This window comes from Tabrizicola sp., from assembly GCF_036781545.1.
Taxonomy (GTDB): domain Bacteria; phylum Pseudomonadota; class Alphaproteobacteria; order Rhodobacterales; family Rhodobacteraceae; genus Tabrizicola.
The window spans coordinates 18,264-33,140 of record NZ_DAIQAT010000026.1 but is presented as its reverse complement, the minus strand read 5'-3'; the positions used below and the strand labels follow the sequence as shown (position 1 = coordinate 33,140).

The following is a 14,877-nucleotide window of genomic DNA, read 5'->3' as shown; positions in this document are numbered from 1 at the left end:
ACCGTCGGCAAGGACGCCCCGCATGCCAGCGCGCATGACTGGCGGATGGCGCTGTCCCACGCGATCCGCGACCAGATCGTCGAGCCCTGGTTCGCCTCGACCCGCCGCACCTGGGCCGAGGACCGCAAGCGCGTCTACTACCTGTCGATGGAGTTTCTGATCGGCCGCATCCTGGAAGATGCGATGATCAACCTGGGCCTCTATGATATGGCCACCGAGGCGATGGCGCATTTCGGGCAGGACATTCGCCAGGTGATCGACGACGAGCCGGATGCGGCGCTGGGGAACGGGGGGCTGGGGCGGCTGGCGGCCTGTTTCATGGAATCGATGGCGACGCTGGCCTGCCCGGCCTATGGCTACGGCATCCGGTATGAGCACGGTCTTTTCCGCCAACTCTTCGACCAGGGCCGTCAGGTCGAGACGCCGGAGAACTGGCTGGCGCAGGCGCATCCCTGGGAATTCTCCCGCCCCGAGAGCGCCTATACGGTCGGGTTCAAGGGCCATATCGAATCTCGCGACGGGCGCGAGGTCTGGGTGCCGCAGGAGACGGTGACGGCAGAGGCCTACGACACGCCGGTGATCGGCTGGCAGGGGAAATGGGCGAACACGCTGCGGCTCTGGGGGGCGAAGGGGACGACGAATTTCGACCTCGAACGCTTCAACCGGGGCGATTACGCGGCGGCGGCGGAGCCCGAGACGCTGGCGCGGACGCTGAGCCGGGTGCTCTATCCCGACGACACCACCTATCAGGGCAAGGAATTGCGGCTGAAGCAGGAGTTCTTCCTGACCTCTGCCGCGCTTCAGGACATCCTGCGGCGCTATCTGTCGAACCATTCCGACCTGCGCGCCCTGCCGCGGCATGTGGCGATCCAGATGAACGACACCCATCCGGCGATCGCGGGGCCGGAACTGATCCGCCTGCTGTCCGACGAGCACGGGCTGCCCTTCGACGAGGCGCTGACCATCGCGCGGGCCTGCCTGAGCTATACCAACCACACGCTTCTGCCGGAAGCGCTTGAAAAATGGGCGACTTTCACCTTTGGCAATGTGCTGCCGCGCCACATGCAGATCGTCGAGCGGATCGACAGCTGGCATCGGCGCGCCTATCCGAACCGGCCGCATTATGTGGGGATCGTGAAGCACCAGGAAGTGCGGATGGGGGAACTGGCCTTCATCATGAGCCACAAGGTGAACGGCGTCTCGGCGCTGCATTCCGACCTGGTGAAGAAGAACCTTTTCCCCGAGTTGAACCTTCTGCATCCGGGGCGGATCATCAACGAGACGAACGGCGTGACGCCGCGCCGCTGGCTGCGGATGGCGAACCGGCCGCTGTCGACGCTGATCACGAAAAGCATCGGGCCCGGCTGGGAAGCCGACCTCGACCGCCTGCGCGCGCTGGAGCCCTTCGCCGAGGACGCCGGGTTCCGGGCCGAATTCGCGGCGGCGAAGCGCGAGAACAAGGTGGCGCTGTCGAACTGGATCGGGCGCGAGATGGGGATCGCGGTATCGCCGGACGCGCTGTTCGACGTGCAGATCAAGCGCATCCACGAATACAAGCGACAGCTGCTGAACATCCTGCAGACGATTGCGCATTGGCAGCGGGTGCGGTCGAACCCGAAGGCGGGATGGGTGCCGCGGGTCAAGGTCTTCGGCGGCAAGGCCGCGCCGGGCTATGCGGTCGCGAAGGAAATCATCCGGCTTATCAACGATGTGGCGGGGGTTGTGAATGCGGACCCGGTGACGGGCGACCTGTTGAAGATCGTCTATCCGCCGAACTACAACGTGACCATGGCCGAGCGGGTGATCCCCGCGTCCGACCTGTCGGAACAGATTTCGACCGCCGGAAAAGAGGCGTCGGGCACCGGGAACATGAAGTTCATGATGAACGGGGCCGTGACCATCGGCACGCTGGATGGCGCGAATGTCGAGATCCTGCAGGAGGTGGGTGCTGAGAACTTCTTCCTGTTCGGGCTGACGGCGGAAGAGGTGGCGAAGCGCCGCGAGGATCCGGATCACGCGAAGAAGGCCATCGAGGCGAGCCAGCCGCTGATGGATGTGCTGCAGATGATCGCCGAGGGGCGGTTCTCGCCCGAGGAGCCGGAGCGGTATCACGGGCTGGTCCACCGGGTCTGGCACCACGACTACTTCCTGGTGGCGGCGGATTTCGCCGCCTACCACGCGGCTCAGGGGCAGGTGGACACGGCCTGGCAGGACCGCGACCGCTGGTGGAAGATGGCGGCGATGAACACGGCGCGGAGCGGGTTCTTCTCCTCCGACCGCACGATCCGCAGCTATATGGAAGAGATCTGGCAGGCATCATCCGCGCTTTAGGCGCTCCGGCAGGCTTTCGGGGGAGGAGAGCATGGCTGAGACGACACTCGACAGGGGCGCGGCCGAGGCGATTGCCGGGGGCTGGCACGGCGATCCGTTCGGGGTGCTGGGGCCGCACAAGGGGGCCAAGGGCTGGGAAATCCGGGCCTTCGTTCCGGGGGCGGAGCGGCTGTGGGTGCTGAGCGGCAAGACGGTGGCGGAGGCGCAGGCCTATCCGGGTGTGCCGGGGCTTTTCACCTGTGCGCTGGCGCGGAAGGCCAGCTACAGGTTCCGCGCGGAAGGCCATGGAAACACCTGGGAATTCGAGGACCCCTATCGCTTCGGCCCGGTGCTGGGTGAGCTGGACGAATACCTTCTGGGCGAAGGCAGCCACCGGCGGCTGTGGCAGGCGCTTGGCGCGCATGTGATCGTGCATGAGGGCGTCGGGGGCGTGCATTTCGCGGTCTGGGCGCCAAATGCGGAACGGGTTTCCGTCGTGGGCGATTTCAACGTCTGGGATGGCCGCCGCAACCCGATGCGGAGGCGGGGGGCAACCGGCGTGTGGGAGATCTTCATCCCCGGTCTCGGCGAAGGAACGGCCTATAAATACGAGATCAAGGGGCCAGGTGGGGCGGTGATGCCGCTGAAGGCCGATCCGGTGGGATTCGGGTCTGAACATCCGCCCGCAAACGCTTCTGTTGTCAGGACAATTCGCGGCGACTGGCAGGACGGGGACTGGATGGACGCCCGCGCTGCGAAGCACACGACGGACGCGCCCATCAGCGTCTACGAGGTGCATCTCGCGTCGTGGAAGCGGGCGCCGGGCAACCGGATGCTGAGCTATCTGGAACTGGCCGAGCAGCTGGTGGACTACGTGGCCTCCATGGGCTTCACCCATATCGAATGTCTGCCGGTCAGCGAATACCCGTTCGACGGGTCCTGGGGCTACCAGCCGGTGGGGATGTTCGCGCCGACGATCCGCCACGGCACGCCTTCGGAGTTCCGCGCCTTCGTCGATGCGGCGCACCGCAAGGGGCTGGGGGTCATCCTGGACTGGGTGCCCGGGCATTTCCCCACCGACCCGCATGGGTTGGGATGGTTTGACGGCACCGCGCTTTATGAACATGCCGACCCGCGCGAGGGGTTCCACCAGGACTGGAATACGCTGATCTACAACTACGGCCGGGTCGAGGTGAAGAACTACCTCGTCTCCAACGCCTTGTATTGGCTGGAGGAATACCACATCGACGGTCTGCGCGTGGATGCGGTGGCCTCGATGCTGTATCGCGACTACTCGCGCAAGCAGGGCGAGTGGATTCCGAACAAGGACGGGGGCCGCGAGAATTACGAGGCGATCGACGTCCTGCGGTCGATGAACATCACGGCCTATGGGGAATGCCCGGGGATCATGACAGTGGCCGAGGAATCGACGGCCTTTCCGGGTGTGTCGCGGCCTGCCAACTGGGGGGGGCTGGGGTTCGGGTTCAAGTGGAACATGGGGTGGATGAACGACACCCTGTCCTACATGCAGAAGGAACCGATCTACCGGAAGTACCACCACCATCAGATGACCTTCGGCCTGGTCTATGCCTGGTCGGAAAACTACATCCTGCCGATTTCCCATGACGAGGTGGTGCACGGCAAAGGGTCGATGCTGGCGAAGATGCCGGGGACCGGCTGGGAGAAATTCGCTAACCTGCGGGCCTATTACGGGTTCATGTGGGCGCATCCGGGCAAGAAGCTTCTCTTCATGGGGCAGGAATTCGCGCAAGGGGCGGAGTGGAACCACAACCAGAGCCTTGACTGGCATCAGCTGGATGTGGCGGAGCATCGGGGGATGCAAGCCTTGGTCCGCGACCTGAACCGGGTCTACCGCGAGACGCGGGCGCTGCATGTGAACGACACCCGCCCGGAAGGCTTTGCCTGGATCGAGTCGAACGATGCCGAGGCCGGGGTCTATGCCTGGGTGCGCAAGGGCACGGAGGCGGACAAGCCGGTCGTCGCGGTGGTCAACATGACGCCCATCGAGCGGAAGTACCGGCTGGGCCTGCCACATCCGGGCAAATGGAGCGAAATCCTGAACACCGACGCCAAGGTCTATGGCGGGGGCAATCGCGGCAACCTGGGAGGGGTGACGACGGAGAAGACGCCCTGGCACGGCCAGCCGCAATCGGCGCTTGTCACGCTGCCGCCCTTGTCGGCAGTCTATCTGCAACAGGGATGAAATCAGGCGGCCAACCGCCTTGGGGGAGGAAAGACGATGGAAGCAAGACCGAACCAGCGCCTGTCATCGCAGGCCATGGCTTTCGTGCTGGCCGGGGGGCGGGGCAGCCGGTTGAAGGAGCTGACCGATCGCCGCGCGAAACCGGCGGTCTATTTCGGCGGCAAGACCCGCATCATCGACTTCGCGCTGTCGAACGCGCTGAACTCCGGCATCCGCAAGATGGCGATTGCGACGCAATACAAGGCGCACTCCCTGATCCGCCACATCCAGCGCGGCTGGGGCTTCTTCCGGGCAGAGCGGAACGAATATCTGGACATCCTGCCCGCATCGCAGCGGATGGACGAGGTCAACTGGTACCGCGGCACGGCGGATGCCATCGCGCAGAACATCGACATCATCGACAGCTACCACATCAAATATGTGATCGTGCTGGCGGGCGACCACATCTACAAGATGGACTACGAGATCATGCTGCGCCAGCATGTCGAGGCGGGGGCGGACGTGACCATCGGCTGCCTGACGGTGCCGCGCAAGGAGGCGAGCGCCTTCGGCGTCATGCATGTCGACAAGACCATGCGGATCACGGACTTCCTGGAGAAACCGAAGGACCCGCCCTCGATTCCGGGCGACCCGGATCACGCGCTGGCCTCGATGGGGATCTATGTCTTCGACTGGGCCTTCCTGCGCGATCTGCTGATCCGCGACATGCAGGACGACAATTCCAGCCATGACTTCGGCTTCGACCTGATCCCGGCCATCGTGAAACACGGCAAGGCGGTCGCACACAAGTTCTCGGACAGCTGCGTGACGAGCGGGCTGGAGACCGAGCCCTACTGGCGCGACGTGGGGACCATCGATGCCTTCTGGCAGGCCAATATCGACCTGACGGATTTCATCCCCAAGCTCGACATCTACGACAGCTCCTGGCCGATCTGGACCTATGCCGAGATCGTGCCCCCGGCGAAGTTCATCCATGACGAGGACGGGCGGCGTGGCAGCGCGGTGTCGTCGCTGGTGTCGGGCGATTGCATCGTCTCGGGTTCGGCGGTGTCGAACAGTCTGCTGTTCACCGGCGTCAGGACGCATTCCTGGTCCAGCCTGGAATATGTGGTGGCGCTGCCGCAGGTGATCGTCAACCGCAAAGCACAGCTGAAGAATTGCGTGATCGACCGGGGGGTGGTGATCCCGGAAGGTCTGGTGATCGGCGAGGACGCGGAGGAGGATGCCAAATGGTTCCGCCGCTCCGAAGGCGGGATCGTGCTGATCACCCAGGATATGCTGAACACCCGGGCCAAGGCTCTGGGCTGAGGGCTGGACCCCGCTTGAGGTCTGGCTTAACTTCGGGCGGGAAGCTTTTGGAAGGCAAGGCAAATGGGCGGACGGGTTCTGTCGGTGGCCTCGGAATGTGTGCCCCTGGTGAAGACCGGGGGGCTGGCGGATGTGGTGGGCGCGCTGCCGGCTGCGCTGGCGCCGACGGGCTGGGACATGCGGGTGTTGCTGCCGGCCTATCGTGCGCTGCGACCGCAGGCGAGGGACTGGCCCGTGGTCTGGGAAGAGGCGGATCTCTGGGGCGGTCCGGGGCGGGTGCTGGCGGGCGAGGTTGCGGGGGTGCCGCTTCTCCTCCTCGACGCGCCGCATCTTTATGACCGCGAGGGCGGGCCCTATTCCGGCCCCACGGGCGAGCATCCCGACAATGCCATCCGCTTCGCCGCGCTGTCCTGGGTGGCTGCCCGGATTGCGCGGGAAGGGCTGGCAGACTGGAAACCCGATGTCCTGCACGCGCATGACTGGCAGGCAGGGTTTGCGCCGGCCTACCTCGCCTACCATGGCAATGGCGGGGTCAAGTCGGTCATCACCATCCACAACATCGCCTTTCAGGGCTGGGCACCGGCGCATATGCTGGGGGTCCTGCGCCTGCCGGGTCATGACTTCCACGCCGATGCGCTGGAATATTACGGCGGCATCTCCAGCCTGAAGGCGGCGCTGGTGACGGCGGACTGGATCACCACCGTCTCGCCCTCTTACGCGGCCGAGCTGATGCGGCCCGAGTTCGGCATGGGTCTGCAAGGGGTGATCGCGGCGCGGGGGCCGGTGGTGTCGGGCATCCTGAATGGCGTGGATACCGGTCTCTGGGACCCCTCGAAGGGGGATCCGGCCTTCGACCGGAAGGCGATGGCGGGCAAGGCGGCGGCGCGGGCCAGGCTGTGCGAGGAATTCGGGCTGGAGGTGCCGGGGCCGCTGGCCATCGTCGTCAGCCGGTTGACCGACCAGAAGGGGATCGACCTGCTGCCCGGCGTCATCCCGGAATTCATCCTCGGGGGGGGCGGGCTGATCGTGCTCGGCTCGGGCGATCCGGGGATGGAGGCGGCGATGCGCCAGCTGGCCGACAGCTTCCCGGGGCGGGTGGCGGTGCGGATCGGCTATGACGAGGGGCTGAGCCATCGGCTGTTCGCAGGCGCGGATGCGGTGCTTGTCCCGAGCCGGTTCGAGCCCTGCGGGCTGACGCAGATGTACGGGCTACGTTACGGCACCCTGCCGGTGGTAAGCCAGGTCGGCGGGCTGGCCGATACGGTGATCGGCGCGAGCCCGGCGACGCTGGCGGCGGGGGCGGCGACGGGCGTGTCCTTCCACCCGGTCGATACGCTCGCCTTCGGGCAGGCCCTGGCGCAGCTTCTGGAGCTTTACCGCCAGCCGAAGCTCTGGGCGAAGCTGCGCGCCAATGCGATGGCGCATCCGGTGGGCTGGGAAACCTCGGCTGCGGCCTATGCCCGGCTTTACGAAAGGCTGACCGGGTGACACCGCAGGCGGTTTCGCTGCCCGCGCGGTTGCAGGGCCATGCGGTCAGCCCCGGCCGCCCCTGGCCGATGGGGGCAAGCCTCACCGGCGACGGGGTGAACTTTGCCGTCTTCTCGGCCCATGCCGAACGGATCGAGCTGTGCCTCTTCACCCCCGACGGGCGCAAGGAGATGGGGCGGCTGCCGATCACCGAACGCGATGGCGACATCTGGCATATCCATGTCGGCGGGCTGACGGTGGGCGCCGTCTACGGCTTTCGCGCCCATGGGCCCTATGCGCCGGAACAGGGCCATCGCTTCAACCCGAACAAGCTGCTGCTCGACCCCTACGCCCGCGCGCTGGAGGGGCGGTTGAAATGGTCCGACGCGCTGATGGGCTACAAGATCGGCTCGCCACGTGGCGATTTAAGCTTCGATACCCGGGACAGCGCCTTTGCGGTGCCGAAGGCGGTGGTGACGGACGCTTCCTTCACCTGGGGCAATGATCAGTCGCCCCGGACGCCCCGCGCCGATACGTTGATCTACGAGACGCATGTCAAGTCGATGACCGCGCTGCATCCCGGCGTCGACAAGGGCTTGCGGGGAACCTACCTCGGCCTGTCGTCGGACCCGGTGATCGACCATCTGCACAAGCTGGGTGTCACCGCCATCGAGCTTCTGCCGGTGCAGGCCTATATCGACGACCGCTTCCTTGTGTCGAAGGGCCTGCGCAACCATTGGGGCTACAACACGCTGGCCTTCTTCGCCCCCGAGCCGCGCTACATGAGCCAGGGCGCGCTGTGGGAGTTCCAGACCATGGTCCGCCGCTTTCATGCGGCAGGGATCGAGGTGATCCTGGACGTGGTCTACAACCACACGGCCGAGGGTGACGAATGGGGGCCGACGGTCAGCTTCCGCGGCCTCGACAATGCCAGCTACTACCGGCTGACCGGGGGCGGGCGCACCTATGCCAATGACGCGGGCACGGGGAACACGCTGAACCTGACGCATCCGATGGTGCTGCGGATGGTGATGGACAGCTTGCGCTACTGGGTCGAGATGACCCATGTCGACGGCTTCCGCTTCGACCTTGCCACGGTGCTGGGACGCGAGGTGCACGGGTTCGACCCGAACGGTGGCTTCTTCGACGCGATCCGCCAGGACCCGGTGCTGAGCCGCGTCAAGCTGATCGCCGAGCCCTGGGACATCGGGCCCGGCGGCTATCAGCTGGGGGCCTATCCGCACCCGTTCCTGGAATGGAACGACCGGTTCCGCGACGGGGTCCGGCGGTTCTGGAGGGGCGACGCGGGCCTGACCCGCGACCTTGCCGCCCGCATTCTGGGCAGCGCGGAACGCTTCGACCATTCCGGCCGCGCGGCGACCTCTTCGGTCAATTTCATCACCAGCCATGACGGGTTCACGCTGGAGGATCTGGTCAGCTACACGATCAAGCGCAACTTCGCCAATGGCGAGGACAACCGCGACGGCCATCACGAGAACCACTCGGACAACCTCGGCGTCGAGGGGCCGACCAAGGATGCGCAGGTGCTGGCGGCGCGGGGGCTGCGGAAGCGGAACCTGCTTGCCACGCTGATGCTGAGCCAAGGCGTGCCGATGCTGCTCGCGGGCGACGAGATCGGTCACAGCCAGAGCGGCAACAACAATGCCTATGCCCAGGACAACGATACCAGCTGGATCGACTGGTCCCGGTCCGACGCCGGGCTTTGCCGCTTCGTCGAACGGCTGGCCGAACTGCGCCGCGACCTGCCGATCCTGCGGCAGCGGCGCTTCCTGCATTCGCGCAAGCGGCAGTCTGACGGACTGCCGGATGTCATCTGGCGCCGGGCGGACGGTACGGTTCCGCAGTCCGAGGAATGGCACGACCCGGCCTTCCGCTGCCTTTGCGTCGAGCTTCGGATGCAGGCCGAGGGCGGCGATCCGAACCCCGAGACGGTCTTCGCCGTCTTCAACACCGGCGCGGCTGCGGCGCTGCACCTGCCCGACACCGCGCCGGGATGGGAGCTTCTGCTCGACACCACGCGGCCCGAGCTTCATCCCTCGGGCCAGGCGTCGGATGTGACCACCGCGCCCGCGCAATCCGTTCTGTTATTCCGGTCGCTGACCGGCAAGGGAGGAAGACCATGAGCCAGATCGCAACGGTTGCCACCACGCCGATCCCGGGCCAGAAGCCGGGAACCAGCGGCTTGCGCAAGAAGACGCCCGTGTTCATGGGGCGGCACTATCTGGAGAATTTTGTCCAGTCGATCTTCGACGTGGTGGGCGCGGGCGGCAAGACCTTCGTCCTGGGGGGCGACGGGCGCTATTTCAACGACCGCGCCGCGCAGGTGATCCTGCGGATGGCGGCGGCGAACGGGGCGGCGCGGGTGATCGTGGGGCAGGGGGCGATCCTGTCTACTCCGGCGGCGAGCCACCTGATCCGGCTGAACAAGACCGATGGCGGCATCATCATGTCGGCCAGCCACAACCCGGGCGGGCCGGAGGAGGATTTCGGCGTCAAGTTCAACATGCCGAACGGCGGCCCCGCGCCCGAAGGCGTGACCGAGGCGATGTATCGGCGGACGACGGAGATTACGGACTACAAGATGCTGGAAGCGCAGGATGTGGACCTGTCGCACGTCGGGAGGCATCAGCTGGGGGCGATGGTGGTCGATGTGGTCGACCCGGTCGCCGACTATGCCGCGCTGATGGAAGGCCTGTTCGACTTCCCCGCGATCCGGGCGATGTTCGCGGGCGGGTTCCGGATGCGGATGGATTCGATGTGCGCCGTGACCGGGCCCTATGCGGTGGAGATCCTGGAAAACCGGTTGGAGGCGGCGAAGGGGACGGTGGTGAATGGCACTCCGCTGCCGGATTTCGGCGGGATGCATCCCGACCCGAACCCGACCTGGGCCAAGGCGCTGATGGACGAGATGTTCAGGCCGGACGCGCCGGATTTCGGGGCGGCGTCGGATGGCGACGGGGACCGCAACATGGTGGTGGGGCGGGGGATTTATGTCTCGCCTTCGGACTCGCTGGCGGTGCTGGCGGCGAATGCCCACCTTGCGCCCGGCTACAAGGCTGGCCTGAAGGGGGTGGCGCGGTCGATGCCGACCAGCGCCGCGGCGGACCGGGTGGCCGAGGCTCTGGGGATCGGGAAGTTCGAGACGCCGACGGGGTGGAAGTTCTTCGGCAACCTGCTGGATGCCGGGAAGGCCACGATCTGCGGCGAGGAGAGCTTTGGCACCGGATCAGACCATGTGCGCGAGAAGGACGGGCTGTGGGCGGTGCTGTTGTGGCTGAATATCCTCGCCGTGCGGAAGCAGTCGGTGGCGGATATCCTGCGGGAGCATTGGGCGAAGTATGGGCGGAATTACTACAGCCGGCATGACTTCGAGGCGATCAAGACCGGGAAGGCCGACGCGATGATGGCGGCGCTCCGGGGCTCGCTCGCCGGGCTGCCGGGGACGGTGGTGGAGGGGATGACGGTCAGCGCGGCGGATGACTTCGCCTATACCGATCCGGTGGATGGCTCGGTCAGCCAGAAGCAGGGCGTGCGGGTGCTGTTCGAGGACGGCTCGCGGATCGTCTACCGGCTGTCGGGGACCGGGACCGAGGGGGCGACGCTGCGGGTCTATCTGGAACGGTATGCGGCGGGGCCGGGCGGGCTGGACCTGGACGCGCAGGAGGCGCTGGCCCCGGTGATCCGGGCGGCGCACGGAATCGCGGGGATCGAGGGGCATACCGGGCGGACCGAGCCGGATGTGGTGACCTGACAGGCGGTGCCCGCGCGCGGGCAGGAGGCGGGAGTGTTTGGAAACAAGGGCTTGGCCGCGGACGTTCAGGGAAAATTAACCCGAGGCCGCGGGCGGGAAAGAGTAAAGCATAGCATGAAACCTACCTGGGCCCCCGCCTGCGCGGGGGTGACAGGGGGGCGCAAGGCGCGGGCCGCAGCCTGCGGAAGGTCGTCCGATCAGGTCCTGAGGCCGGTCTCGTAGAGCAGGCCCTTGCGCTTGGCCTCGTAGTAGTAGCCCTTGGAATACCACATCACGGCGCGGTCCTCGGAGCCTCCCGACACCAGCCAGGCGCCGCGCAGGTATTTGCCGGCATACATCAGGTTGGTCTCGGCATCGAGAAGCCCCTCGGGCGGACCCCGGTAGCCCATGGTCTGCGCGGTCTGCGGCATGATCTGCATCAGCCCGTAGTAGGACCCGTTCCGCGCGCCGGGATTGTAGCCGCTTTCGCGCTGGATCACCCGGTGCAGAAGGCTTTCCGGAATGTCGTGGATGCCGGCGTATTTGCGCACCAGCGCCAGCATCTCGGGCGTGGCGCCCGGCGCCATGCGGGCGCGGTCCACCGGTCGGGGCTTCGGCCCGCAGGCGACCAGCGCGGTGGCGGAAAGCAGGATCAGGCTGCGGCGGGTCACGGAGATGGCAACAGGCATGGGCAGGCCTCTGGTTCTGGCAGGCGAGGGTTAGCGGGGGCGGGCCGGTGACGCAACCCCAAGGGAGGCGTCACCGGCGGGAAGCGGCGCGGGCCGGGCAGGGTGACGCAGGGTAAGCGATCCCGCACCTGCCGCGCAGGGTCTTTCGTGGCAAGCTGAGCGAGCCGGAATTTCCCGGCGGACGACCATTCGGCATTTTCAGGAGGATTTCATGGAAGCTGGCGCCATTGCTGCGACTTCGGCCAAGGACGTTCACAAGGCCCTGGCCAAGCGCCTTGCCCACCGCGAGTTGAAGGACGACATGATCAGCGCGATCTCGAAGCGCGTCGTCCGCGACGGGCTGAAGATCGGGGGGGTGGATTTCTGCCCCTATGGTATCTGCATCGACTATTTCAGCGACAAGCGCATCCTGGTCGACAAGATCCTGGGCGGCGAGAAATACCGCGTGGTGCGGCTTTTCCCCTATGGCATCCTGGTCGACGATCTGTGGCGGCTGCAGGTCGAGATGCATGTGCCGGAGCTTGCCGGATTCGGGGGGCGGTGATGTCTGCTCCCCTTTCCGGGGGCAGGGCTGCGCGGTCGGGCTTCCTGCCCGACCGCACGGTCCACCTGCACCCCTTGGACCTTTGCAACCTGGCCTGCAGCCATTGCTATTCAGCCTCGTCCCCGCTGAAGCACACCATCCTGCCGCTGAAGCCCCTGCTGGCGGCGCTGCCGCGGCTTCGGGCCGAGGGATATGAGGTGATCAGCCTGTCGGGAGGCGAGCCGCTGCTCTATCCCTGGCTGGGCGAACTGCTGGCGGCGGCGAAGGCCGAAGGCTTCCGCACGGCGGTGATCAGCAACGGGTTCCGGGTGACGGCCCGGCATTGCGGGGTGATCGAGGCGCTGGACCGGATCGCGATCAGCTTCGACGGGCTGGAGGCGCGGCACAACGCGATGCGGGGCAACGCGCAGGCCTGGGCGCGGGCCGTGGCGGGGCTGCGCTATCTGGCCGCGATCGGCAAGCCGGCGGCGGCGGCCTTCACCGTGACGCGCGAGTCGCTGACCGAGGTGCCGGAGTTCATCGAGCTTTGCGCGGATCTGGGCGTGCGGGCGGTGCAGTTGCGCCCGCTGGTCATGGCCGGGCGCGCGCCGGAGGAAGCGGCGGAGCAGGCGCTGAGCGCGGCGGATGCGGCGCGGCTGTGGCTGATGGCGCAGACGCTGCAACTGGCCTGGGAGGGCGAAGTCGCGGTGCATGTCGACCTGGCCCCGGCCGAGGCGCTGGCGGCGGATCGCTGTGCCTGGAACCTGGCGCTGGACGGGAGCGTGGATCAGCGCCTGTCGGATGCGGTCAATCCGCTGGTGATCACGCCCGAGGGGCGGCTTCGGCCCTGGACCTACGACTTCCCCGAGGAGTTCGATCTGGGCGCGCTGCAGGACCTGTCACCGGCGCGGCGGGTCTGGATCGCGGGCGGCCTGCCGCGGTTGCGTCGCCTTCTGGCGCGCACGCTGCAGGCGGCGGGTCTGGAGGAGGGGTTTCTCGACTGGTTCGCCTTCCAGCGCGACCAGGCGCGGCGGCTTCCGGCCTGATCCCGTCATCGCCTCGTTACCCGGCAGGCGCATAACCTTGGGGGAAAAGCCCGGGCGGCGATCACGCGCTTGGGGGTTGCCTTGGGCAAAACGCCAGATATAGTTTCGGGGAACGGGGCGGGACTCCCCGCCCCGCTGGCCGATGCCTGACGGGCGAAGCGCGGAGTCTTGACGGAAAATGGACGGCGATTTCAGAACCCAGTTCGTGCGCGATCCTGCGGCGCTGAAGCACTATCCCGCGCTGGTGCTGAATGCCGACTATCGCCCGCTCAGCTACTACCCGCTCAGTCTCTGGCCCTGGCAGGAGGCGATCAAGGCCGCTTTCCTGGACCGGGTGCAGATCGTCGCCGAATATGATGCGGTGGTGCACAGTCAGAGGCAGGAGTTCAGGATACCTTCGGTGGTCGTGCTGAAGGAATTCGTCAGACCCCAGAAGCGCGTGGCCTTCACGCGCTTCAATCTTTTCCTGCGGGACGAATTCTGCTGCCAGTATTGCGGTGCGAAGGGCGACCTGACCTTCGACCATGTGCTGCCGCGGTCGCGGGGCGGGATCACCAGCTGGGAGAATGTGGTGGCGGCCTGCAGCCCCTGCAACCTGCGCAAGGGGTCACGCACGCTGAAACAATCGGGGTTGCACCTTCGGCGCCCGCCCCGGCAGCCGACGGCGGAGGAGATGCAGGGCCATGGCCGCCGCTTCCCGCCGAACCACCTGCACGAAAGCTGGATGGACTACCTGTACTGGGATGCCGAACTGGAAGCGTGATGTCGGCCCCGGCTGTCATGATGCCGTTACAAAAGCTTCACAAATCTGTTGCCGGGTGATCTTCTGGCCGCTTCTGGACGGGGAGCGGGTCATGGATATGAGTTTGCAGGCGGCGGCGGTCCATATGTTCACGGCGCTGGCCTGCGGGGCCGTCATCGGCTCGGAGCGGCAGGTCCGGCAACGTATGGCGGGGCTTCGGACCAATGCGCTGGTGTCGCTGGGGGCGGCGGGGTTCGTGATCTTCTCGGGCCTTTTCCCCGATGAGGTCAGCCATACGAGGGTCGCGGCGCAGATCGTGTCGGGGATCGGCTTTCTGGGTGCGGGGATCATCTTTCGCGACGGGTTCAATGTCCACGGGCTGAACACGGCGGCGACGCTGTGGTGTTCGGCCGGGGTGGGCATGATGGCCGGCGCGGGGGCCTGGGATCTGGCGCTGCTCTTGACCGCGATGGTGGTGTTCGTGAACCTGGGGCTGCGGCCGCTGGTTAAGCTTCTGAAGCGCTACACAAGGGCGGGGGTGCCGGTGATCCGCGCCTACCGGGTGCAGGTGGGGGCAGACGCGGCGCAGGAGGCGGCGGTGCGCAGCCTGATGCTGCGGACGCTGTCCTTGGGAGGGCTGCATCTCTCGGAGATCGGGGTGACGGCGGGGAGCGAGGGCCGGGGGGTGGACCTGTCGGCGACGGTGACGGCCGAGGAGGTGGGCGAGGCGGGCCTCGAACAGGCGGTGCAGCGGCTTGCCGCCGAGCCGGGGCTGATCCGGGTGCGCTGGGAGTCGCTGGACGAGGGCTGAGGTTTC

11 protein-coding genes are annotated in these 14,877 nt (G+C 66.6%); 10 read left to right on the top strand and 1 reads right to left on the bottom strand.

Features of this window, described 5'->3' with window-relative positions; genetic code table 11:
- The 6 genes from V7Q39_RS06910 to V7Q39_RS06885 all read left to right on the top strand — a co-directional run.
- Window positions 1–2,331: glycogen/starch/alpha-glucan phosphorylase (locus tag V7Q39_RS06910; protein WP_333815823.1), on the top strand; the 2,331-nt coding region annotated here is incomplete at its 5' end.
- A gap of 31 nt (window positions 2,332–2,362) precedes the next feature.
- Window positions 2,363–4,534 (top strand): 1,4-alpha-glucan branching protein GlgB, encoded by a 2,172-nt coding sequence (gene glgB / locus V7Q39_RS06905; protein WP_333815822.1) that lies wholly within the window; start codon window positions 2,363–2,365, stop codon window positions 4,532–4,534.
- Between the two features lie 36 nt (window positions 4,535–4,570).
- Window positions 4,571–5,842 (top strand): glucose-1-phosphate adenylyltransferase, encoded by a 1,272-nt coding sequence (gene glgC, locus V7Q39_RS06900; RefSeq protein WP_333815821.1) that lies wholly within the window; start codon window positions 4,571–4,573, stop codon window positions 5,840–5,842.
- A gap of 63 nt (window positions 5,843–5,905) precedes the next feature.
- A complete protein-coding gene (gene glgA / locus V7Q39_RS06895; protein WP_333815820.1) occupies window positions 5,906–7,330 on the top strand; it encodes a glycogen synthase GlgA in 1,425 nt (474 codons plus the stop codon).
- Window positions 7,327–9,453, top strand: a complete 2,127-nt coding sequence (glgX, locus tag V7Q39_RS06890; protein ID WP_333815819.1) for a glycogen debranching protein GlgX — start codon at window positions 7,327–7,329, stop codon at window positions 9,451–9,453. The genes glgA and glgX overlap by 4 nt, the downstream gene beginning before the upstream one ends.
- Window positions 9,450–11,081 (top strand): alpha-D-glucose phosphate-specific phosphoglucomutase, encoded by a 1,632-nt coding sequence (locus tag V7Q39_RS06885; protein ID WP_333815818.1) that lies wholly within the window; start codon window positions 9,450–9,452, stop codon window positions 11,079–11,081. The genes glgX and V7Q39_RS06885 overlap by 4 nt, the downstream gene beginning before the upstream one ends.
- A 197-nt stretch (window positions 11,082–11,278) precedes the next feature.
- Here the strand turns inward: V7Q39_RS06885 and V7Q39_RS06880 are convergent, their stop codons facing one another.
- Window positions 11,279–11,749, bottom strand: coding sequence for a lytic transglycosylase domain-containing protein (locus V7Q39_RS06880; RefSeq protein WP_333815817.1), 471 nt, complete (start codon window positions 11,747–11,749; stop codon window positions 11,279–11,281).
- A 211-nt stretch (window positions 11,750–11,960) separates the two neighbouring features.
- Between V7Q39_RS06880 and V7Q39_RS06875 the strand changes: the two genes are divergently transcribed.
- From V7Q39_RS06875 to V7Q39_RS06860, 4 genes are all read left to right on the top strand, one after another.
- Window positions 11,961–12,293 (top strand): hypothetical protein, encoded by a 333-nt coding sequence (locus tag V7Q39_RS06875; protein ID WP_333815816.1) that lies wholly within the window; start codon window positions 11,961–11,963, stop codon window positions 12,291–12,293.
- Complete coding sequence (locus V7Q39_RS06870) at window positions 12,293–13,318, top strand: radical SAM protein (protein ID WP_333815815.1); 1,026 nt, start codon at window positions 12,293–12,295, stop codon at window positions 13,316–13,318. The genes V7Q39_RS06875 and V7Q39_RS06870 overlap by 1 nt, the downstream gene beginning before the upstream one ends.
- 178 nt (window positions 13,319–13,496) lie before the next feature.
- Entirely contained in the window at window positions 13,497–14,081 is a 585-nt protein-coding gene (locus V7Q39_RS06865) for an HNH endonuclease (protein WP_333815814.1), read from the top strand.
- Between the two features lie 91 nt (window positions 14,082–14,172).
- The gene (locus V7Q39_RS06860; protein ID WP_333815813.1) at window positions 14,173–14,871 is read left to right on the top strand and encodes an MgtC/SapB family protein; all 699 of its coding nucleotides are present in this window, start codon (window positions 14,173–14,175) and stop codon (window positions 14,869–14,871) included.
- Window positions 14,872–14,877: the final 6 nt, after the last annotated feature.